21 protein-coding genes and 1 pseudogene are annotated in these 22,973 nt (G+C 43.1%); 3 read left to right on the forward strand and 19 right to left on the reverse strand.

The annotated features are described in order from the left end of the window. Position 1 precedes the first annotated feature (1 nt). The 7 genes and pseudogenes from ccsA (MusilaSJ_RS07375) to MusilaSJ_RS07405 form a co-directional block, all read right to left on the reverse strand. Positions 2–2,464 (reverse strand): cytochrome c biogenesis protein CcsA, encoded by a 2,463-nt coding sequence (gene ccsA / locus MusilaSJ_RS07375; protein ID WP_091171415.1) that lies wholly within the window; start codon positions 2,462–2,464, stop codon positions 2–4. A gap of 9 nt (positions 2,465–2,473) precedes the next feature. Then, entirely contained in the window at positions 2,474–2,884 is a 411-nt protein-coding gene (locus MusilaSJ_RS07380; protein WP_091171412.1) for a cytochrome c maturation protein CcmE domain-containing protein, read from the reverse strand. 408 nt (positions 2,885–3,292) lie between these two features. Next, a complete protein-coding gene (locus MusilaSJ_RS07385) occupies positions 3,293–4,729 on the reverse strand; it encodes a Glu/Leu/Phe/Val family dehydrogenase (protein WP_274989372.1) in 1,437 nt (478 codons plus the stop codon). 152 nt (positions 4,730–4,881) lie between these two features. Next, a complete protein-coding gene (locus MusilaSJ_RS07390) occupies positions 4,882–5,091 on the reverse strand; it encodes a CcmD family protein (protein ID WP_274989373.1) in 210 nt (69 codons plus the stop codon). Position 5,092: 1 nt separating this feature from the next. Beyond that, a pseudogene (gene ccsA, locus MusilaSJ_RS07395) lies at positions 5,093–5,773 on the reverse strand (cytochrome c biogenesis protein CcsA); the annotation flags it as partial. 110 nt (positions 5,774–5,883) lie between these two features. Further along, entirely contained in the window at positions 5,884–7,068 is a 1,185-nt protein-coding gene (locus MusilaSJ_RS07400; RefSeq protein ID WP_274989374.1) for a carboxypeptidase-like regulatory domain-containing protein, read from the reverse strand. 486 nt (positions 7,069–7,554) lie between these two features. Continuing rightward, a complete protein-coding gene (locus MusilaSJ_RS07405) occupies positions 7,555–8,238 on the reverse strand; it encodes a heme exporter protein CcmB (protein ID WP_274989375.1) in 684 nt (227 codons plus the stop codon). Between the two features lie 92 nt (positions 8,239–8,330). Here MusilaSJ_RS07405 and MusilaSJ_RS07410 point away from each other — a divergent pair, with 92 nt between their 5' ends. Beyond that, entirely contained in the window at positions 8,331–8,816 is a 486-nt protein-coding gene (locus MusilaSJ_RS07410; protein WP_274989376.1) for a methylated-DNA--[protein]-cysteine S-methyltransferase, read from the forward strand. Here the strand turns inward: MusilaSJ_RS07410 and MusilaSJ_RS07415 are convergent. The 11 genes from MusilaSJ_RS07415 to MusilaSJ_RS07465 all read right to left on the reverse strand — a co-directional run bounded on the left by MusilaSJ_RS07415 (position 8,813) and on the right by MusilaSJ_RS07465 (position 20,379). Next, on the reverse strand, positions 8,813–10,741 hold the full coding sequence (locus MusilaSJ_RS07415; protein ID WP_274989377.1) for a hybrid sensor histidine kinase/response regulator: 1,929 nt from the start codon (positions 10,739–10,741) through the stop codon (positions 8,813–8,815). The two genes, MusilaSJ_RS07410 and MusilaSJ_RS07415, sit on opposite strands and share 4 nt — an antisense overlap. A gap of 28 nt (positions 10,742–10,769) precedes the next feature. Further along, the gene (locus MusilaSJ_RS07420) at positions 10,770–11,357 is read right to left on the reverse strand and encodes a chemotaxis protein CheB (RefSeq protein WP_274989378.1); all 588 of its coding nucleotides are present in this window, start codon (positions 11,355–11,357) and stop codon (positions 10,770–10,772) included. Next, entirely contained in the window at positions 11,347–12,177 is an 831-nt protein-coding gene (locus MusilaSJ_RS07425; protein ID WP_274989379.1) for a CheR family methyltransferase, read from the reverse strand. The genes MusilaSJ_RS07420 and MusilaSJ_RS07425 overlap by 11 nt, the downstream gene beginning before the upstream one ends. A 3-nt stretch (positions 12,178–12,180) precedes the next feature. Continuing rightward, positions 12,181–15,633 carry a response regulator gene (locus tag MusilaSJ_RS07430; RefSeq protein ID WP_274989380.1) on the reverse strand — a complete coding sequence of 1,151 codons (3,453 nt, stop codon included), beginning with the start codon at positions 15,631–15,633 and terminating at the stop codon, positions 12,181–12,183. An 87-nt stretch (positions 15,634–15,720) separates the two neighbouring features. Continuing rightward, positions 15,721–16,158, reverse strand: coding sequence for a hypothetical protein (locus MusilaSJ_RS07435; RefSeq protein ID WP_274989381.1), 438 nt, complete (start codon positions 16,156–16,158; stop codon positions 15,721–15,723). 10 nt (positions 16,159–16,168) lie between these two features. Then, positions 16,169–16,501: a gliding motility protein GldC gene (gene gldC / locus MusilaSJ_RS07440; protein ID WP_090524371.1), complete on the reverse strand. Its 333-nt coding sequence runs from the start codon at positions 16,499–16,501 to the stop codon at positions 16,169–16,171. 8 nt (positions 16,502–16,509) lie between these two features. Next, positions 16,510–16,776, reverse strand: coding sequence for a hypothetical protein (locus MusilaSJ_RS07445; protein WP_091211280.1), 267 nt, complete (start codon positions 16,774–16,776; stop codon positions 16,510–16,512). 9 nt (positions 16,777–16,785) lie between these two features. Then, positions 16,786–18,138: a DEAD/DEAH box helicase gene (locus MusilaSJ_RS07450; protein WP_274989382.1), complete on the reverse strand. Its 1,353-nt coding sequence runs from the start codon at positions 18,136–18,138 to the stop codon at positions 16,786–16,788. Between the two features lie 136 nt (positions 18,139–18,274). Then, positions 18,275–18,778, reverse strand: coding sequence for a transposase (locus MusilaSJ_RS07455; RefSeq protein WP_274989383.1), 504 nt, complete (start codon positions 18,776–18,778; stop codon positions 18,275–18,277). Positions 18,779–18,783: 5 nt separating this feature from the next. Next, the gene (locus MusilaSJ_RS07460) at positions 18,784–19,251 is read right to left on the reverse strand and encodes a MarR family winged helix-turn-helix transcriptional regulator (RefSeq protein ID WP_274989384.1); all 468 of its coding nucleotides are present in this window, start codon (positions 19,249–19,251) and stop codon (positions 18,784–18,786) included. A gap of 243 nt (positions 19,252–19,494) precedes the next feature. Beyond that, positions 19,495–20,379 carry an NmrA family NAD(P)-binding protein gene (locus MusilaSJ_RS07465; protein WP_274989385.1) on the reverse strand — a complete coding sequence of 295 codons (885 nt, stop codon included), beginning with the start codon at positions 20,377–20,379 and terminating at the stop codon, positions 19,495–19,497. An 80-nt stretch (positions 20,380–20,459) separates the two neighbouring features. Between MusilaSJ_RS07465 and MusilaSJ_RS07470 the strand changes: the two genes are divergently transcribed. Then, entirely contained in the window at positions 20,460–20,906 is a 447-nt protein-coding gene (locus tag MusilaSJ_RS07470; RefSeq protein WP_274989386.1) for a winged helix-turn-helix transcriptional regulator, read from the forward strand. Positions 20,907–20,972: 66 nt separating this feature from the next. Continuing rightward, positions 20,973–22,307: a dihydroorotase gene (locus MusilaSJ_RS07475; RefSeq protein ID WP_274989387.1), complete on the forward strand. Its 1,335-nt coding sequence runs from the start codon at positions 20,973–20,975 to the stop codon at positions 22,305–22,307. Between the two features lie 166 nt (positions 22,308–22,473). Here MusilaSJ_RS07475 and MusilaSJ_RS07480 read toward each other — a convergent pair whose 3' ends face one another. Continuing rightward, a complete protein-coding gene (locus tag MusilaSJ_RS07480; protein WP_274989388.1) occupies positions 22,474–22,932 on the reverse strand; it encodes a GyrI-like domain-containing protein in 459 nt (152 codons plus the stop codon). Between the last annotated feature and the right edge of the window lie 41 nt (positions 22,933–22,973).

Raw genomic sequence — 22,973 nt, forward strand, 5'->3', positions numbered from 1 at the left:
ATTAAACGGTTTTAAGTTCCTTATTACGTCTTTGGATAGAAAGCAGGAAGCCAATCACCATAATGATTGTACCACTCCAAAAGAAGTTAATATACGGGAAGCTGATAGCACGCATCACAATCCAAGGGCGTTTGTTTTGCGGCTGCTGATAAACAGTGATCTCTACCTTTTTATTTTCGGGGTTGATCCTTGAGAAACGTAGTTTTAAACCGGCATCCTCAACCTTACGGGCAAAATCAAATACATTACCACCCCTGATCATGAATACAGGTTCGGCAGTATACACCTTGCCATCATGCGCGTGAACTTCGATATTAGCGCCGATAGCTACGTCATTAGCAGTAAGCGGGATATTTTGCACCGTAGCCTGTTTGTTTAATGATTTAACCAGCATAAAGCCGTCGCGATACCTGATGGTATCGCCAATGGCAACTTCATGCGCTACAGGCTCATCATAGTTTTTATCATCGTTACCTTCGTCGTGCCCGGCCTCGCCCTGCATAGCAAAACCTTCGCTTGGGATAGCGGTAACGTGGGTATACAAATCATTTAACAGGTAATGTTTGGTATCGGGCGATGAAGACATTCCGGCATCACGGCTGGCCTGCACTTTGGGCTTAAGCACAAAGTTTTCAAGCAATTTACCGTTAGCATCAAACTTCTTATAATCAACCCTGTAAAAATGGTACGGTGATGATATCGAGTCGCCAAGGTAGGTAACTGTATAATCGCCCATTTTCACCGGGGTATTTTTGTAGATCATGATATTTTCGCGGGCATTGCCGGCTTTGGCATCAAAACCCTGTACATTAACCACGCCGCTGGCATTTTCAGATACCACTTTGCTGGTACCTGCCGCTATTACCGCACCTACCATCAGCAAGCCAAAACCCAAATGCGCCACTGCCGAACCGGCCAGTTTAAATTTACCCTTAAAGGCATCAACCAATACTTTGGCATTGGCAATAACCGAGTAAACCGAACCGCACATCACCAGGTTAAACACGAAATTAAGGCGATAAACCCCGGTTAAGTAAACAACAAGCGCCGTTACCAATATGGCAAACAACAGGTAAACCCCGGTAGTGATGAAGAACCGGGTAATATCAGTCTTTTTATATTTCAGGAATTGCGTAAAGCCGGTAAGCAAAGTCACCACAAACGCAAATGACGACTGGATCACATTATAATGTTTAACAGCATCAGAAGGAGGTGCAATTTTGGTACCAAACATGGCATTCCACACAGGCACCGAAGTTACTACAATAAGGTGGAAGCATGACAGGCCTAAAAATACCGAACCTACAAACATCCAAAACTCACGCGAATAGGTTTCTTCATCTTTTTTGGTGATAGGCAGTTCTTTCCATCGCCATACCAAAACCCAAACAGATAAAACAAGGAATATCAGGATGCCGATAACCAATTGCCAAAACATACCTAAATCGGTAAAAGCATGAACTGAGCTTTCGCCCAGGATACCGCTTCTTGAAAGGAATGAGGTGTACCATACCAGTACAAAACTCAGCAATACCAGCAGTGTAGCTGTAAAATAGGAATGGCCTGTATTTTTAAATACAATAAGTACGTGCAATGCCGCAACCATGGTTAACCACGGAAATATCGAACCGTTCTCAACCGGGTCCCAGGCCCAAAAGCCACCGAAGTTTAACGACTCATAAGCCCAAAACGACCCCATGATCACACCGGTACCCAATATCATAGAACCAAATAAGGCGTATGATATGGCGGGCTGTACCCACTCTTTATATCGCTTTTGCCAAAGCCCTGCAACCGCATAAGCAAACGGAACTATAATAGATGCAAAACCCAGGAACAAGGTAGGCGGGTGAATAACCATCCAGTAATTTTGCAGCGATGGGTTCATCCCTTGTCCGTCTTTTATAAAGTCGAGATAGTTTGGCTGCGAGAATATAGGCGCTTCGATACCTGAATTACGTAACAACAAGAATGGTGAACTACCAATGCGTTGGCCAAAGATATCGATACCCAATACCATGGTTCCCAGAATAACCTGCGACAGGGCAACTACAGTCATCACCGGGCGCTCCCATGATTTAGCCCTTGCAATAAGTACATTACCTAAAACGGCCTGCCAAAAGGCCCAAAGCAAAAAGCCGCCCTCCTGTCCGTTCCAGAAACCCGATACCAGGTAGTAAACGGGCAGCGAACGCGAGGTGTAAGCCCAGGCATAATGATACTCGAAATAATGATTATAAAGCACATAGAACAGGCAGGTGCCCATTCCTAAAATGGAGATAGAATTTACGTAAAAGCCTAAACGGCCTAAACGCTGCCAGCTGCTGTCGGCCTTACCGGCATCATCAGTAGTAGCAAAATAGTAACTTATGAATGACAGCAGGGCTGCACCAAACGAAAGAACAATAAAAAACTGGCCGATTTGTCCCGGTAAAAGGTGTTCGCCCTTAAAAACTGTATTCATCAAAAATGATTAAATGCTGGCTTGTTTAGCCTTCGCTTCTGTAACTTCTAACTTATCCTGGGTGTATTTGGATGGGCATTTCATCAGGATCTTTGATGCATGAAACTCACTCCCAACCATCTGGCCGGTAAGTACCAGTTGCTCTGAACGCTCAAAGTCTTCCGGTTTGGTACCGGTAAAAACAACTTTACGCTCTTCGCCTTTATTATCTTTCATATAAAATGAAAAATAATTAGCATCCTTAGCAGCGTCATAAACCATTTCCTTTCCCTTGCTGAAATGGCCTATTACATGCAGTTCGCTGCTGGTTTGCTGCGCTTCGGCAAAGGTTGCATAGGTGCTTGAGCTTGAATAAACACTTATGATAACCGCTATGGCTATAGCGATAACAACAAGACCAAAAATTGCACTTTTTTTCATCCGCGGTTTATATTATTAAAATAACGATTTGCAAAAATACAAAACGTGCAGCGAATAATGTTTATTACAAGACATATGTATTATTTAGAATCATTCTTGATTGAAACGTCGAAACTCGACTTTGATGAATTTTAGGAATTGGTCGAATGTTAATAGTTGTGCTCATCTGTTAAACGTGCTTATGCGAAAAGCGAAGAAATTCCATAAATTCTTGAAATTCGTTTAATTCGAGTTCTGACAATATTGGGGCGATGCCTTCGGCCCGGGCTCTACGCTCATACGCCTGCAGGCTTTACGCTCATTGGCCGGTATCCGCTGCGATCCCTATCGTGGCATAATTAAAAACAAAAACGAGGCGGGCTTTTTCAAACCCACCTCGCTATATATTAAAACTATTAAATCCTTAATTTATGGCCAGATGCCCAAATTCTGGTACGATACTGCTATTTTATTGATAGCACCAACCATGGCTGCATTACGCAGGGTGCCAATGTCTGGATTGTTTTTATAGATCTCCCTGATCTCGTGGTATGAGCGGATCATGGTATCCTCCAGGCCTGAGTTTACCAGTTCAAGTTCCGATGCTCCTTTAATAATGGTTGAACGCTGAATCGGGGTTAAAGCTACACCGGTAATACCTTCAACCATATTTACAAGGTTAAGGTTGGAGTTTTCTTCAAACCTGCGGTTCATCCTGCCGAATGCTACGTGGCTCAGGTTTTTCAACCATTCAAAATATGATACAGTAACACCACCTGCGTTGGCAAACATATCGGGTACAATCATCCCGCCATTGGCATAAAATATAGCTTCAGCCTCTGGTGATGTTGGGCCGTTAGCGCCTTCAACAATGATTTTAGCCTGTATGTTGCGGATGTTTGCTTCAGTGATCTGGTTTTCAAGAGCTGCCGGTACCAGGATATCACATGGCTGCTCAAGGCCTTCCATGGTATTGGTAAATTCCTGAATTGCCGCCGCATATCCTAAAATAGAACCTGTTGCTTTGCGGTGCTGAAATACAGCTTCAATATCTAAACCATTCTCGTTATAAATAGCGCCTTCAAACTCACAAAGACCAACTATTATAGCGCCCATTTCGGATAAAAACTTAGCCGAATAATAGCCTACGTTACCAAGGCCCTGTACAATTACCCTTTTACCCGATAAGCCTGGCAGCAGGCCAATCCTTTGCATATCCTCGCCAACGCTTACACACTCGCGGGTGGCGATGGCCACACCACGGCCGGTAGCTTCTCTCCTGCCCGCGATACCATGTAGGGCAATAGGCTTACCGGTTACAGCGCCCATAGCATCCAACTGACCGGGGTTCATGGTTGCATACGTATCGGCAATCCAGCTCATTTCGCGCTCGCCCGATCCATAATCCGGTGCCGGCACGTCGATGCTTGGGCCAATAAAGTTCTTTTTGATCAACTCAACGGTATAACGGCGGGTGATGTTTTCCAGCTCGCTTACGGTGTAGTTTTTAGGGTTTATTTTGATACCGCCTTTGGCGCCGCCAAACGGCACATTAACAATAGCGCATTTGTAAGTCATGAGCGCGGCGAGGGCCATTACCTCATCCTCGTTCACCATTTCGCTGTAGCGGATACCGCCTTTGGTGGGCGACTGATGGTGCGAGTGCTCCACACGCCAGGCGTCAATTACCTCAAAACTGTTGCCCTTACGAATGGGGAAACGGAAGCGGTAAACACTGTTACATGATTTAATTTGATCAAGCAGGCCTGCATCGTGTTTGGTGAATTGGGCAGCATGATCGAAGTTTTTGCACACGTCGCTGAAGAAGTGTGTTTCCTGGTCGGCAATCAAAATATTCGTAGCCATAACTATTGTATAAATATTAATCTCTTAAAAAAGTGAGCAAATTTGGTACAATTTTTATCAATATTGCAAATATTTCTTAGTTAGTGTGCCCTATACACCAGCCAACACCGTCACGAATAACATGTTTAAATTGTTTAAACATATTATTTGAACTACTTTTCGTTTTCGACTTTTTTTAATCTGCGATCTATAGTAAACAGGTAAATGGCCAGTCCAACAAAAATTATGGAAATAGTTGCTACAACCACGTAAATTTTCCCCGATTGGCGCAGGGTATCTGCCATTTCAACCTGCTGGCCCTGCTGCGCAAAAACAATGGTACAAAACGTAAGCAGTAGCAATAAAAGCGTTAATTTCTTCATCTTAATTTATAGCGTTCTTCTTATTCTCAATTAAACGGATGCGGTAACGGATAGTTGCTATCCAAAGGGCAATAAAACTCCAGCCTAACATAGCCGGGTAAAAGGCTATCTTCATACCGTTATCAAGGTCGTATTTACCAAATGCAGGGTTACCGCCGCTGCCGGGGTGCAATGAATCTGTCATGCGGGGCAAAACAAATATCAGCACAATCATGATGGGGAAAGCGAAGATATTGTAGATAGCCGAAATCTTGGCCCGCTTCTGCTCCTCATCAATAGAGTTGCGGAGCACCAGGTAAGCGCAGTACAATAAAAATGCAATTGCCGCGCTGTTTTGTTTGGGGTCGCCGCTCCAAAATTCGCCCCAGGTAAATTTTGCCCACAGCATACCGGTTAAAAGGCCTAAGGTGTAAAACAGCAAGCCGGTATTAACGCTCTCAACAGCAGCAAGGTCATGCTCTTCTTTACCCGTTTGCAGGTATTTAATACTGAAATAAACCGATACCACAAAAACCGTCAGCATGCCCATCCACATGGGTACGTGAAAATACAAATTACGGATGGTTTCGTGAATAATTGGCAGCCTCGGCGCTTTGAAAACCAGGCCCGTGTAAAAGGTAGACAGCACCAGCAAAACAGCCGCAACCTTCCACCATGTTTGATAAATAAACTTCATATTAAATTGTGCGGTAAAGGTAAGGAAATTTCATTGTCATTATTCATTAGGTCATTGAGTCATTACCTCTGCAAATAAAAAAATGACTTAATGACGCAATGACCTAATGACCCAACCTAATCCCCCGGCTCATAATCCACGGGCAGCAAATCGCCAAGCTTAGCCTTTGACCATGAGCCCTCATAAAGCGGACTCGGGCTCGATACTACGATACCGTTCATGTCAAAAGCAATATAACTTGAATATTTGGTCATGATACTGGTTTCGTAGTTAGGCATATCCAGCGGGTGATAAACATCCTTAAACTCGGTAGTCTCTTCGCGTTTGGTATATACTATGTATAAAAAGTGCGGAAAGGAGAGCGCGTAAATCCCATCCTGTGGTGTTTTCCGCAAGATCTCAAACTCCTGGTAAGGCAGTTTTGCAAGGTTTTCGCGGTACCATTTGGTCATCTTCGACAGATTATAGTACCGCATTGCCGAATCGCGCGGGCCCTCACGGTACTTTTTCATCTTCTGCATCAACACGGCTTCTTCCGGTCGTTCGGGATTAATTTGCCTTGTAAAATCGTGCGCTTCAAACCCTTCTTGTTTTAACGTTCCTTTATAAAGCGAGCGGTAAAAATGCTGGGCCGACCCATAATAGGCCTGTTCGCGTTTCTGCTTCCAGAGTTTCTTTTGAGCCGAACTACCGGGCAGGTTCTCAAACAATGCACTTCCGGAATAGGATATGGTGTGCTCAATAGCATCATACAAAAAGTTCTTCAACAAAAATTTGGTACGGTAGCCCAGGGCCAGGTTCTCTACTACCAAAAACTCATCGCCAGAGGCCTCCAACTGCTGCTTTCCCCTGTGGTAGATAATATTTAAAATATGAGGGTTGGTAACTTTACACTCCTTACCGTTTTCGGTATCGCCAACAAATTCCTTGCGGAACAGTTCGTAATTCTTTTTCCAGTCGGCACTGCTGCTGATCACTACTTCGCGCAGCATCAGCACTTTTTGATTAACCTCGATACTTAATTTTGCAGGTTCGCGGCCAACCAGTACCGTTGTGGAGTATTCTTCAATGCTAACGCCGGTAACCACCAACTGGTATTGGCCTGGTTTAACTCCGACCAGGGTAAAAGTACCATCCTCGGCAGTTGAGGTACCGTAGGTGGCATTATTCAAAAACACGCTGGCATTGGCTACCGGGCTTTTGGTATCGGCCCGCACTACCTTACCTGTAATAGTACCGGTTTGTGCCGAAACTATGAGCGGACATATAAACGCGATAAGCAAAAACCAATAAAAACGCATTAATTAAAATTAGGATATTTTTTCAATCTGCTAAAAAACGCATTTTTTATGAACGGTTAATGAATTGTCGGTGTATAATTTTTGTTGCGGTAATGTCTGAACCCGAATTTATTGAATTAGAGAATTTATATTTTTAATCTTTTTCTTCCGCTCGTTTTTATTTTTCTTGCGCTCATTTTAATGAGTGCTTAATGTGGGTTGGCGATTGTATCGCCTCCGCTTACGTTATAAACGTAAGCCCATGGTAAGCATTCGTTAAAAACGAGCGCAAGTTGGAGCAATTTGCTGTCATGTGGGCGTTGCCTGCGGCCCGGGCTTTACGCTGCAAATCCTCGCCTTGTCTGTACTGCAATGGCCTGCCCGCGCTGTGGGTTTTCCGCTGCAATCCCTAACGCTGCCCTACGCACAATGTCGATAAATATATTTCACAAGCCATCACGTTTATTTCAGTACCTCTCTTTTCAAAACTTAAGCATCGTCCCCTACTCAGTCCCTCCACAGATATGGGAAAAGCAATAAAGCAGTAGCTATCACAATTGCATTGATAGCGCACAAAACTCCTATGTTGCCGTAAAAGAAACTCCGGTCTACCCCGTCCATTGCACTTTTGCTTAATTTAATAAGCACCAGTATAACAGGGATGATAACCGGGAAGCTTAATATAGCCATAAGTGTACCGTTATTACCGGCCTTTGACGCGATGGCCGAGATCATGGTAAACACCGTAGAAAAGCTAATGCTTCCCAGCAACACCGCCAGGAAATAATACAGCGGATCGCCAAGTGCATTGGGGAAAAATACTTTATAGATAATTAATGCCAAAGTGCTCAGCAAAGCCATCAGCAAAATATTATAGATTGTTTTTGACAGGATGATTGCCTGCGGACTGGCAATGGAGTAATAATATAGCAGCCTGCTTTTACTTTCCTGCATAAAGCTTTTGGCTATGGCATTTACCGATGCAAACAGCATAATGATCCAGAACAACACGTTCCAAACTATGGGGTAACCGCTGCTGCTTGAAAAGCCGGGATTTAAATTGAGGGAGATATAACAAACAAAAACTGTTGAAACCACATACAGCAAAACGCCATTAAAAGCATATTTGGACCGCCACTCCAGCAAAACTTCCTTTTTTAGCAGGTACCAGGTTTCATTAACAAGTTTCATCACCGCAAATGTAATAATTACCCGCGAGTGAGTAAGGGCATTTGACAAGCTAAAAAAATTAGCTTAATTTTGAATATAACATACCAATTACCATGCCTGTAGCTTATTTCCGCACACCAGTTGGCATTGCCCGCATTACTGAAGAAGATGGCTTTATAGCATCCGTATCCATACGCGATGAGGAATACGAGATTGCTCCTGCTCCTACCCCGCTGCTGCAAGCTGCTATTGATGAGTTAAATGAATACTTTGCCGGTACAAGGAAGGAGTTTACCTTTCCTATAAAGCAGGAAGGCAGCGAGTTTCAACAACAGGTTTGGGACGAGTTGATCCAGATCCCTTATGGAACAACCATTACTTACGCCCAGCAGTCAAACCAAATGAACAATCCGTTGGCTATAAGGGCAATAGCATCTGCCAATGGCCGTAACAACCTATGGGTTGTAGTGCCCTGCCACCGGGTAATAGGTTCAAATGGCAGCTTAACCGGCTATGCAGGCGGTATATGGCGCAAAAAATGGCTGCTTGAGCATGAGGCAAAGGTAATGGGCATTGGGCAAACCAGGCTTGAGTTTTAAACGCCCACCTTCAATAACCTCGACATTTTTTCATGCAGTTGGTATGGCTGAAACGGCTTTGAAAGCACATCGTTCATCCCTGCCGATAATGCCTCCTGCTGCTCATGGTCATAACTTGCTGCCGAAAGCGATATGATGGGAATACTCCGTTTAGGCTCCTCAAAATCAACCCTGATGGTTTTAGCCGCCTGATAACCGTTCATTTCGGGCATATGCGTATCCATCAAAATAATATCGTACTCTTTATTGGTAAGCCTTTCAATAACCTTACGGCCGTTATCAACCATCTCCACCTCTACATTCCAGTCTTTTAATATTTTGGAGAGCATAAACTGGTTAACCATGTTATCCTCAGCTACCAGCACCCGTACGTTATTAAACGGCGGCAATATCTTATCAGTTTTGGGAGTTACCTTAGTTTTGGGTTTAATACCGATGGTATACCAGCATACAAAGTTGAAAGTACTGCCCCTGCCTACCTGGCTGCTTACGGTAAGTTCGCCTCCCTTTAGCTCGGCCAGCTTTTTCACTATGGTTAAGCCAAGCCCGGTACCACCATATTTGCTTACGGTATCTTCTTCGGCCTGTTCAAATGAATCAAAGATGCTGTTAAGCCTGTCGGCCGGGATCCCGATGCCCGTATCCTCAACACTGAATTTCAGCTTTACCTTATCATTGTGTTTTTGAAGTACGGTAATCTTGAGCTTTACATAACCCCTTTCGGTAAACTTAAGGGCGTTACTCAGCAGGTTCATCAATATCTGGTTCAGGCGTAATGAATCCACCATGAGGTATTCAGGTACTTCATCTTCAATATCCAGCAAAAACTCAATATTATTCTCGTCGGCTTTAAACTTAAGCAGATTAAAAACCGAGTTTACAATGTCATAAACATTATTGGCCGTACGGATAATACTGAATTTACCAGCCTCAATTTTTGAGATATCAAGTACATCATTGATCACACCCAATAACGATTTTGAGGAGGTATCAAGCAAATCAAGCATCCCCACTTGCTGATCGGTAAGGCCTGTTTTACGCAAAAGCGAAGTGATACCTATAATGCCATTAACCGGTGTACGCAGCTCATGGCTCATATTGGCCAAAAAGGTTTCTTTCACTTTTTTGCTGTACTCCGCGCTTTCTTTTGATTTGATGAGCTGCTCCTGGTAACTTTTTTGCGGAGAAATATCGCTGATATTAATAAATATGGTTTTGTTACGGTATGCCGCGCGGCACTCCACCCAAATTACCCTTTTATCAAAGGTTTCAAACTTAAATTCAAAAATGGCATAGTTCAGGTTGTCTTTAATGATCTCGCCCAATTTTTTACGAAACAGCGGCCTATGATCATCTATAGCCAGGTCGACAATACTTTTACCAATAAGTTCATCAGGCCTGAAACCCATTATTTTCTCGACGGTGGGGTTGATATTGTCAATGCGGAGACTTTGCGCGTCGACCGATGTGATAATATCGGCCGAGTTTTTTACAACTATGGCATAATTCTGCAACTCATCGTTCTTTTGTTTTATTTCGGCCTGGGTACGGGCCAGCTGCACAAATGAATCAACCTTGGCTGATGTAATGTAGGGGTCGAGCGGTTTGTAAAGATAATCTACAGCTCCCGTTCCAAGACCTTTAACAGCATACTTGGCTTCTTTTGAAATAGCAGTAACAAAAATAACCAGGATATCTTTGGTACGTGGGTTTGATTTAAGCATTTCCACCAGCTCAAATCCGTCCATTTCGGGCATCTGCACATCAACTAAGGCAATGGCGATATTGGTTTCCCAGGCAATTTTAAGGGCTTCATTTGGCGAGGTAGTAGAGAAAATTTTAATATCATCGCGTTTAAGCAATGCTTCGAGCGCGATAATATTCTCTTCTCTGTCATCAACAATTAGAATATTAACAGGGGTCATTTAATATTAATTAGGGGGTTGGTGATTGTTATGAAAGTAAAAGTTTAAAAATCTCATCCTGTGTTAAAACATAATCGGCAGCACCTAAATTTATAGCTGCCTTTGGCATTTCGGCCATTTCCGCGTCGCCGGGCTCCTGCGCTATGGTAAGGCTGCCGCTTTTCTTTAATTTTAATAAGCCTTCGGCGCCATCCTGATTAGCTCCCGACAACAATATCGCCATGCACCTGTCGCCATAAACCTCGGCGGCGCTTTCAAAAGTAACATCAATTGATGGTTTTGAATACCATACCGGTTCCGAAACATCCAGGCTAAAATAACCGCCGCGTTCAATTAAGGTATGATAGTTTGCCGGGGCAATATACATAGTATCCGTTTTAAGAATATCCTTGTCCTCAATTTCGCGCATGTACATACGACTGTTCTCGGCAAATAGTTTTTCTATTTCGCTGAAAAAATTTTTTTTCCTGTGTATGATAAGAATTACGGTTTTCCCCAGTTTTTCGGGAAGATCTTTTATGATCCGGAATAAAATTTTGAACGAGCCTGCCGATCCGCCAAATAACACGATCTGGGCGGCATGCCATCTTTCCAGTAACTTTTTATCAGGTCCCAACTTTTTGGTAAATGTTTTCTTTCTGGTTGATCACCTTAAACTTACTCTTAAACGAATCTGACCGGATGGTTTCTTTACTGCCCAGGCATAAATAACCCAGCGGGCAAAGACTTTTATAAAACAGGTCAAGGATCCGTTCCTGCAGGTAAGTTTCAAAATAAATAAAAACATTCCGGCAACTTATCATCTGAAACTCATTAAATACAGTATCAGATATTAAATTATGCACCGAAAACAGCGTATTTTGTTTTAACTCATTGTGTATCGACGCGGCATCGTACAAAATAGTAAAATGATCTGTAATTGACCCTTTTAGATCAGTATATTGATAATTTTCCGCGTAACTTTTTATATTACGCAAGCTGTAGATCCCTTTACGGGCCTCCTTTAAAACCTCGGTATTGATATCCGTACCGTATATGAACGACTTTTTGCCCAAACCTGCCTCGTTCAGCAATATGCCCATAGAGTAAACTTCTTCACCCGTAGAGCAGCCTGCACTCCAGATTTTGATGTGCTGATAAGTTGAAAGATATGGAACAACCTGTGTGTTAACCGCACGATAGAACGAAGGATCGCGGAACATCTCGGTTACGTTAACCGTAATTTCTTCCAGGAAATTCTGAAAAAAATCCGCGTCATTAATAAGCACATGTTTAAGGTCATAAAACTCAAACTTGTTAAGCAGCATAATACGGGTCAACCTTCGTTTTAATGAAGCTTTGGTATAACCCGAAAAATCAAACCCATGAACCTTTCTTACAATATCAATAAGCTCATGAACCTGCGCATGTGATATAATTCCCTGCTCTGTATCCATAACCTAACTTTCAAGCCAAAGCTGCATCAGCGATATCAGCCTGTCCATATCAACGGGCTTGGTGATATAATCATTGGCGCCGGCCGCTATACATTTTTCGCGGTCGTCTTTCATTGCTTTTGCAGTTAATGCTATTACGGGTAATTTAGCCCATTTGTTTTGCTTACGGATATGCCTGGTAGCCTCATAGCCATCCATTTTTGGCATCATGATGTCCATAAGCACTATGTCAATATCCTTTATATCCTCAAGTTTGGCTATGGCTTCTTCACCGTCATTAGCTATCTCTACATTGAGGTCATAGCTTTGCAGGGCGCTGCTCAGCGCAAAAATATTGCGCATATCATCATCAACTATGAGCACTTTTTTGCCCTTAATAGCATCTTTGCCTTTAGTTAGTATTTTAGGTTTGGGCGATGATGGCGCTTGTTGTGCCGGGGCAATCGCCGTTTCACTGATCTTGTTCAGGAACAGGTTAACCTCATCAATCAGCCTGTCGGATGATTTATTGGTTTTAACCACCATAGCGTTGGCATACTGCATCAACCTGTTTACCGATAGTTTATCAAGCTCCATTGCGGTATTGATAATAACCGGCAATGAAGCAAAGCGGTCAACCTCTTTGATCTTATCCAGCAAATCCAAGCCCGAAATATCAGGCAGGTTAAGGTCAAGAATTACACACTGGTACTCGTTTTCATGCAGCAATCTGAATGCCGATTCGCCGTCAAAAGCCTGATCTACCGTTATGCCCTGGCCCTGCATCAGGTCTTTCAAGGCCTGGCTTTGGGCTTTGTGATCTTCAACCAGCAGGATCTGTTTAAACCTGGTGCCGCTTTGCACCATGATATCGGCAAAAAGCTTATCCAGCGTTTCGGTATTGATAGGCTTTTTCATGAAGTTGATAGCACCTTCCCTTCGCACACGGTTTGCGGCAGCATCCCCGGCCGACATCAGGTGAACCGGGATATGCATCGTATCTTCATCATTCTTTAACTCCTTCAAAATCTGCCAGCCATCTTTACCAGGCAGCATAATATCCAGGATCACGGCATCGGGTTTGGCTTCCTTAACAATTTCAACCGCCCGGGTACCCTCATACACCATGATTGATTTATAACCATGATCGCGGGCATAATCCTGCAATATGCTTGCAAAGTTTTTATCATCCTCAACAATTACAACCAAAGGCTCTTTACCGGGGTCACGCGGGGCCGCTTTAACCGGGCTCAGGAACTCTGTTACAGGCTTAAAAGTTTCGGCAGTTGGCAATACCTCTTCAATTAAGGCGGCGGGCGTTAATTTAGCTTCATAAGGCACGGTAAGTACAAATTCGCTGCCTATGCCCGGCTCACTGCTCAGGGTTATGCTACCGCCCAAGAGGAAAGCAAGCTCGCGGCTTATAGATAAACCTAAACCGGTACCGCCATATTTACGGCTTGTTGAACCATCGGCCTGCTGAAATGCCTCAAATATTACTTTTTGCTTATCCGCAGAGATCCCGATACCCGAATCTTTGATAGCAAAGCTGATGGTTTTATCTTTAACGCCCGGTTTTACATTGATAGCAACAGAGCCATTTTCAGAAGTAAACTTAAACGCGTTACTTAACAGGTTTTTGATAACCTGCTCTATACGTACCTTATCGGTAAATATGGTTTGCGGCAGCTGTCGGTCTATACTTGTTGTGTAATTAATTTTTTTGTTGCTGGCTACTTCGGCAAACAGCATTTCCATATCGCCAACAATATCACTCACCCTAATATCTTCATTTTGCATATCCAGCTTGCCCGATTCAATTTTTGAAAGGTCGAGGATATCATTGATCAAAGTAAGCAGGTCATTACCGGCGTTGAAAATAACGCTGGCATATTTGATCTGGTCTTCAGAAAGGTTGGCAGGCTTGTTGTCTTTAAGGATCCGCGCCAATACCAGGATACTGTTAAGCGGTGTGCGCAGTTCATGGCTCATGTTGGCCAAAAACTCCGATTTGTATTTACCCGTAGTTTCCAGTTCTTCAACCTTAAGGTTGATAGCCTGGCGGGCCTGTTCAATGGCCTGGTTTTTTTCTTCAAGCAAACTGGCTTTTTCTTCCAGTTCGGCATTGGTGGTACGCAGTTCTTCCTGCTGTACCCTAAGTTCTTCTTCTGAGGCCTGCAGCTCTTCAGTTTTTTGAACAAGCTCCTCATTGGTAACACGCAGTTCTTCCTGTTGTGCTTCCAGCTCTTCGGCCTGCTGCTGGGTTTCCTCGTACAGGTCGTGCATAATAGTACGTGCCTGCGAAGTATTAACCGCTATACCTATATCATTGGCGATAGCCAAAATGTATTCCGATTTATTTTTCGAGATCCCTTCATTAAAAGCAACCTCCATTACGCCTTTTAGCTTTTTATCAAAAAAGAAAGGTATGATAATTGATTCGGCCAGTTCAGTTTTTAATACTGATGATGAAAGCTCAAGCTTATCGTTCAGTTTACCTTTTACAACCGCCGCTTTGCCATCTTTGGCTACCTGGCCAAGCCAGCCCTCGGTCATTTGCACCGACTTTTTAACAAAATCAGGATTGTGGAACGCGAATGAAGCATACAATTCAAGCCTGTTGCTTGCTTCGTTATACAGGTAAAATGTACCTGCCGCGGCATTGGTATAGGTACAAACTTCAGTTAATATATTATTGGATAATTCTTTTTCGACCTGTTGGCCCTGCATTTTTTCATTCAGTTGCCCGGTTCCGGTAAGCAGCCAGTTTTTGGCTTCGTTATCGGCAATTACTTTGCCAAGTTCGATATTAGCAACCCTGATGTCATCCTCAATTTTCTTTTGCTGGTCAAAGGTTTTTTGAATGTAGAAGAACAGCACCAGGATGATAATCAGGAATATCAATGAACCACAGGCAATCACGATCTTAACAAGCGTTGATGCCTCACGTGAGTCTTCTTTTCTGTCGGCAAGCAGGCGCTGTTCGGTGTTAGTCATATGGCTAACGAGCATACGGATATGATCCATATTTTCCTTACCATTTAAAAACATGTTGTGCTGCAGCATGTAATCAAGCCCCAGGTTTCCGCGTGCTTCAACATTTGTTTTGAGTATCAGCAATTGCTCTTTCACCAGCTTATTTATCGAATCGACACGCTTAAACTGTACCGGATTATCCTTAACCATGTCCTTCAAAGAGCTAAGATCGTCGGCTATTTTAGGCAAAGAAGCATTGTAAGGATCAAGAAATGATTTATTGTTGGTAGCGCCATAACCCCGCATACCTGTTTCGGCATCTATCAGCTCCTGCAATAAATTGGTAGATGTATGAATAACCTTTTGAGTATGATCAACCCAGGTATTATCCTCCTCAAATTGACGCAAACTGTTAAAAGACAAAATGCCCACCACGAAAACAAGGATGATTGATACCACAAAGCCCGCTAAAACCTGCTGGCGAAAAGAAAATTTTAACATTAGGTATTCGTATTAATCTGAATTACAAATATGTTTAAAAAAAAGCTGTAATGTTAATATTACAGCTAATTAAACATACCAGGAATATTAACTTACTATCGTGGTATCCGTAGTATTTGAGATAAAAACTTTAGGGCGGCTGCTCAAAGCGCCAATCAAAGCCAAAATAGGGCCGGCAAACATCACATACCAGCCCCATTGAAATTTAAGCTGGCTGGTTAAAAACCGGTTAATACCTTTAAACGGAATAAAGCTAAATGCCGAATTTACTTTAAAAATGGCGGCAACCAGCAACAGTACAACAAGCACCACCGACAACCAGGCGGCCACACGCATAATTTTGGCCTGGTTAAGGAACGATACAATAATACCAACAACAGCCACCAACAAAAGTACCAGCCCATAAGGTTGGTTAAGCTTGTAAATATTCCAGCTGGTTACATGGAATACCCGCAGCAGTGGGCAATAGGTTGCAGCAAACAGCAGGGCAAATCCTGCAAATGATAAAATTGAGCTAAGGCGCATATTTAGGTTGTTATTTTTGTGTTATTTCCATTTTATCAGCAAAGTGGGCACAATAATCGCGCAGGTCTTCAACAATATTTTTCTCGCCGGTTGCACGTAAAAAGCTGTCGCCCATGGTTTGCAGGGTTTCATAAAAAAAGCGTTTCATCTCGTCAACAGGCATATCTTTTGTCCAAAGGTCAATGCGCAGGGTGTTTTTATAGCTTTGGTCCCAAAGGGCAAGCATCATTGATTTTACAGGCAACGCTTCTTTGTTGGTTGAGTCGGTTGATTCCCAAAGGATATGTTCCGGAACATTATTATCATCAAGCGTAACGGTAAGCTTTATTTCAGCGGTTTTCATTTCAAAATTTATTTAACAAGTAAGAATATAATTATAACCAAAACAATGAAAAATGTCTCCACCATCCATATTTTTTTGGTTTCGATAAAAAAGTTGCGGAACATGATATCAATCACAAAAACTACAAAGGCAAACAACAAAAAGATCCAGCCTATGGTGCCACCCCAATGCTCAAGCGGTCGCCCGGCAATACCGGCCCCATAAATAAAAACATAGGCTGCCACCGCTACCAAAAACGCGGTAAAAAAATTTAAGGGGGTAAATCTGAATTTCATTGATGGGGCTTAGTGTCTTTTTTTGCTTTTGGATGATCGGCCTGAACCCTGCCTTGCGGCCTTTGAACCATATTTGGCCTTGTCTTTATTGGCATCAAATTTTTTGCGCTGGTTAAGGGATTTCTTTTCGTGGAAGGCGCCTTTAAAATCGGGGTCTTCTTTGCGCTTTTGCATATCTATTTCCCGCGCCTGGTCCTGCCTTTCCTCATATGGGGTTTCTTCAATAAACACATCGTCGGGGATACGCTCAACGGGAATGGTTTGCTTGATGAGTTTCTCAATCTTGCGGATATAATACTCTTCAGACGGTGTTGCAAAAGTAATGGCCTCACCGGATTGCAGCGCTCTGCCTGTACGGCCAATCCTGTGTACATAATCCTCATACACCACCGGTACATCAAAATTAATTACATGGCTTACATCGCTCACATCAATACCGCGCGATGCCACATCAGTAGCCACCAGGATTTTCACCTCATCGTTTTTAAACGAATTGATGGAATTGATCCTCGTATTTTGCCCTTTATTGGCATGCAATACCTTCACGTCCTGTTCGCCAAATTTGCGGGTCAGGAATTTAAAAACGTCCTCGGCCACCACCCGGGTTTTACAGAAAACTATCAGCTTAGTAATGTCGCCTTCATTATCAAGCAGCTTTTTGAGCAGGTTTATTTTAGTTTTGATATTAGGCACATGGTATAAATGCTGGTTAACCGTTTGCGCCGGCGTAGCCTGCGGGGTAACTTCAATAACCGTAGGGAACTCCAGAAAGTTAGCCGAAAGCTGGTGCACCTTCTCGCTCATGGTAGCCGAAAAAAGCAGGTTTTGCCTTTTCACAGGCACCACTTCCAGGATCCTGTTTATCTGGGGCATAAAGCCCATATCCATCATTTTATCGGCTTCGTCAAGTACCAACACCTGTAATGGTTTGGTCATGATATGCCCGGCAAGGTAAATATCCATGAAACGGCCGGGTGTTGCTACAATAATGTCGACACCCTTTTTTACCTGCTCTATTTGTGTTTTGGGGCCAATACCTCCGTAAAGTAAAACAACCCGTAAATCGGTATAAGCGGCAAATGCTTTAATGTTTTCCTCAATCTGCATGGCCAGTTCACGCGTCGGCGAAATGATCAACGCCCGGGCATGTTCGCCCTGCGCATATTTAAGCCTCATGATGATGGGCAACACGTAGGCCGCTGTTTTTCCGGTGCCGGTTTGCGCTATACCCATTACATCCTGTCCGTTCAAAATAGGCGGAATAGCTTTTTGCTGGATAGGCGTAGCTTCGGTATAACCGGCATCGACTATCGCGTTCAAAATTTGCCGGTTAAATTTAAAATCTTCAAAGGTTACTGCCATGCCGCAAAGATAGGCTTTTTGTTGAAGTAGGAACAATTGCCCAAAACATGGCGGTGTCAGGAATTGAATAGAAGCAGGAAGTCAAGAGTCAGGAGACAAGACGGTTGGATAAGAGATAAAAGAAATTAATATGATTTTATTGGCGCATACTAAATAGTTTAATGCACAGTGGGATAAGTCCGCAGGAGATGGCAATGAAAATGGCAACCCTTACATAGTTGAGTGTTTGCCAAAGTGAAGTTCGGCTTATTAACTCATTTGAAGAAACTTGTGTCCCGACCATTTTTTGAAAGTTTATAATATTGGGAGCAAAGAATGCCAATGTCCATATCCTGACAGCGATGTGAACTGCAAACAAAATTAAAAGCCAGTTCTTTACAGGGTCAATTTTCCAACAAAAAATAAGCGCAAGGATAAATGTGATTTCGTGAAGGGAGTGGAACCCTATCCAAAAATTTTTAAGACTTACACCTTTTCCATCCAAGAGGAGTTTAAAATTGTCTGGTGGTGAAACCGTCCATTTGGGAACAAAAACCAAGGTTTCAAATATCTGTGCTCCGTTCATCAAAAAGTAGATAAGGGTACTGACGCAAAGCCATATTTCGGCTCTTGCCAGATAGTTTGAAGTTATATTTTCCATTGTTATTATTTGTTATTTAACTTATCTGCTATTGTTTTCATTATCGCGGTTGCCCCTGTAAAATAGCGTTCAATAGTTTGGATTTCGCCGGCTGAGAACGTTGAAATGAGCTCGATAGTTTGCTGCTGCAGTTCATCAAAGAGCGGTGTTAAAAGCTTCATACTGTTTTCAACGTTAGGAACAATGATTACTTTCCTTCTGTCGTCTTTGGTAAATTGTCTTTTCAGAAGCTTCTTTTTCTCCAGGCGGTCAACCAACCCGGTTACCGCGCCGGTAGTTAACCCGGTTAGCTTTGAGATTTCACCCGCTGTTATGGATTTATGCTGTAGTATCAGTCCTAAGTACTTGTGATCTGTACCGGAAAGCCCTGCTTTTCGGGCTATCGCTTCGTGCATGAGAATAGAGGCATCAGAGTATTGCCTGCTGGCAGCCTTGAATTGTAACAGTAAATCAGCCTCATTATTTTCTCTCATTATCTAAATATCTTAGACACAAAGATATTTATTTATATTTCAATTACGCAAACTATTGTTTAGTTAATTTCTCGCTTTTGGAGCACTTGGTCTCTTTAAAATGCAGGTTCCTAACATGACAAATCGAATTACACGGATTCCAATCAGGTTAAATTGAAATTCATGTAATTCGATTTGAATGCGTCCGGCTTAAAACTTCGTATGTAAAATTTTAGTCGAACAAATTAAGTATGATTAAAAGAATTAGCCGTTATATACCGCAGCAAACTCCCTGGCAAAATCCTGCAAACTCACCTTACCGGACGATACAGGCTTATGCTTATCATAATCCTCCCAGATCTTTCCGCTTTTTACCGCAGTGCCCATTTCAACAAAATTGCGGGTCATTTCGGGAGGAACGCCTGCCTGAGATAAGCCTTCTGCAAGCTGTTCATCAGTAAACTCAATCCATGGCAAGTTAGGATTACCTATTGCCTCACCTAAAACCGCTGCAACCCCGCCAGGTGTTGACTCATCGCTTACAATGTAGCGTATGCTTTTACCGGTAAAATCCTTTTGCAATTCTTCTGCTACTGCAGCTGCAATATCTGTCGGATGCACCATGATCAGCCTTGTATTTGCGGGATAATTTGATCCAAGGATACCCTGGTGCTTGATAAGCGGGATATTACTGAAAAAATTGATATAGAAGAACGGCGCACGGATAAATTTAACGGCCACACCATCTATTCCGCTCAAAATACCTTCAACATCGTGGATGCCTTTTATCGGGCCTACGCCGCTATCCAAATGCGCACCTATGCTGCTTAAGGCGACTACTTTTTTTATGCCCGACCGTTTAATGGCTTCGGCATAGCTTTTACCGGTTTCGTTTTGGTATGCCCTTAAACTTTCGGCACTAAAGCTTGGCGGCACCATGGCGTAAAGCGCATCGGCCCCGGTAAATGTTTGTGTTAAGAAATCGGCATCGGCTAAAGAGCCGATTGCTGCTTTGGCCCCTAATGATTCTATCTCTGTTACCTTATCGGCATTGCTGCTAATTACTGTTACCTTATGCCCTGCGGCTATTAAAGTTTGTGTTAAAGGTTTGCTTATATTGCCTGTTGAACCTGTTACTATAATTTTCATAATGTTTTTGTTTTTATTGAAAGCAAAGGTATTTTTACACTTACTTTTTTACAAGTACTTACCCTAAAGTATGTATAACCATGACAGCGATAAAAGAAAGCTCGACCATACAGGAAAATAAACAGGCCGCATTTAAAGAATGCCCGGTAACTTATGTAATGGAACGCATAGGCGGCTATTGGAAACCGATCATTTTGTTCCATCTGTTAACCGGGAGTAAACGCTACAGCGAGCTAAAAAAATCTATCCCAACCATTACCGAAAAAATGTTGATCCAGCACCTGAAACAACTTGAAGCCGACGGCCTGCTGATCAGAGAGTCCAAACCAGTTGTACCTCCACATGTGAGCTACCGGCTAAGCGAATCAGGCATGGAATTGCGGCCGGTAATGTACGCAATGGCAACATGGGCAGTGAAGGATAGCGACGCCAATGGGACTGCCATTTATAAAAGTTTGGGGCAGTTTCCGATAGAGCAAGAAATAGCCACCGCTATTGAAACTTACGAAGTTTCAAAAACTTTGTAAGTTTGGCCTGAATACCGTTATCAAATAAATCCGAAATCGAACATTCGAAATCCGAAATCAAAAACCATGTCTACAATTCTGATAAAAGCTGCCACTATAGTTAACGAGCATAAGCAATACATTGCCGATGTATTGATTAAAGATGGTTTGATAGACCGTATCGATTCAGTAATTGACACGCAAGCCGACGAAATCATCAACGCAGAAGGCCTGCATTTGCTGCCCGGGTGCATCGATGACCAGGTACATTTCCGCGAGCCGGGCCTAACTTATAAGGCCGATATTTATACCGAATCGCGCGCTGCTGTTGCCGGAGGTATCACTTCATTTATGGAGATGCCCAACACTGTTCCCAACACTTTAACGCAGGAACTTTTGGAGGATAAATACCAGATCGCGTCGCGCAATTCGCTGGCTAATTATTCGTTTTTTATGGGCGCGTCTAACAACAATTTAGATGCCGTTTTGCGCACCGATATCAGTAAGGTTTGTGGTATCAAAGTGTTCATGGGATCCTCTACCGGCAACATGCTGGTTGATGACCCTCACACGCTCGAAAAACTGTTTGCACAATCGCCCATGCTCATCGCTACGCACTGCGAAGATGAGGCTACCATCAAGAGCAATCTTGCCCATTACAAACAACTGCTTGGCGAAAATATTCCGGTGCGGATGCATCCAAAAATCAGGAGTGCAGAGGCTTGCTATTTGTCGTCATCAATGGCGGTTGAGCTTGCAAAAAAACACGACACCCGTTTACATATTTTGCACATCTCCACCGAGCGGGAGACACATCTTTTTAGCAACACAATTCCATTAAAAGATAAACGGATTACTGCCGAAGCCTGCATCCATCACTTATGGTTTACCGATGCAGATTATGAAACAAAAGGCAACTATATTAAGTGGAACCCGGCTGTAAAAACAGAGTCAGATCGTGACGGTATTTTACGTGCTGTTTTGGATGGCCGCATTGATGTTATTGCCACCGATCATGCCCCGCATACCATTGAAGAGAAAGAGCAGCCTTACCTGCAGGCGCCATCCGGCGGGCCTTTGGTTCAGCATGCTTTGCCCGCCATGCTTGAACTATATCATCACGGCAAAATAAGCCTCGAGCAAATTGCAGAAAAAATGGCGCATAACGTAGCTACCCTTTTTCAAATAGAAAAACGTGGCTTCATTCGCGAGGGTTATTGGGCCGACCTTGTACTTGTAGATTTAAACAAACCCTGGAACGTAAATAAAAGCAATATCCTGTATAAATGTAACTGGAGCCCGTTTGAAGGCAATACTTTCCGTTCGCAGGTAGCTTATACCTTGATATCGGGAAACCTGGCATATGCGAATGGAAGTTTTATTGAAGGTGAAGCCGGCAAGCGATTGACTTTTAACAGGTAATATTAATTACAATTTATAGAATTTTAGAAATTACAGAGTTTTCTGTAGTCTAAACGCTATATTCTTTTAACAAAAAAGTCATGCCGAATTTATTTCGGCACCTCACAAGCAAGATTCCAGGCGGCTCTTCTGATGGGGTGCTGAAACAAGTTCAGCATGACGATGGTTAGTTATTCACCCCAACAAAAATCTCTACCTCGGCATTATCAGCATTTTGCGATCTTTCTCCATAAACATCAAAATCAGCCATATACCTCCTGTCAATATCGTTTGTCCAGATCTGGTGCCAGGTTTCTCCTACTGCCTGTGGCAGTGCACCTTTAGCCACGTACCGGTTATAACTTCCGGGCGGCACGGTAATGCAGATCAGCCCTTCAGGGATATTGTCTTTAGTAGCTACCTTACAACCCAGTACTGCGGTATAAAAGCCATCCTTATCGCTTTCATAGTCGGTGTAAACACAATAAATATCATCGCTGACACGGTTCACTACCTGCTGTAAAACATGCTCGCTCATAAACCAGTTCCAGAGCCCGGCAATGTCCTTCATCGCCTGGCCACCCTGATTGGTGGTGCGCACCGAAATGCCGACCAAAAAAAAGCCTTTTATTGTTACTTTATCCATACCGGGAGCTATTACTATTTGTTATATTGATATATAATTAA

It is taken from the genome of Mucilaginibacter sp. SJ (genome assembly GCF_028993635.1).
Lineage (GTDB): Bacteria > Bacteroidota > Bacteroidia > Sphingobacteriales > Sphingobacteriaceae > Mucilaginibacter.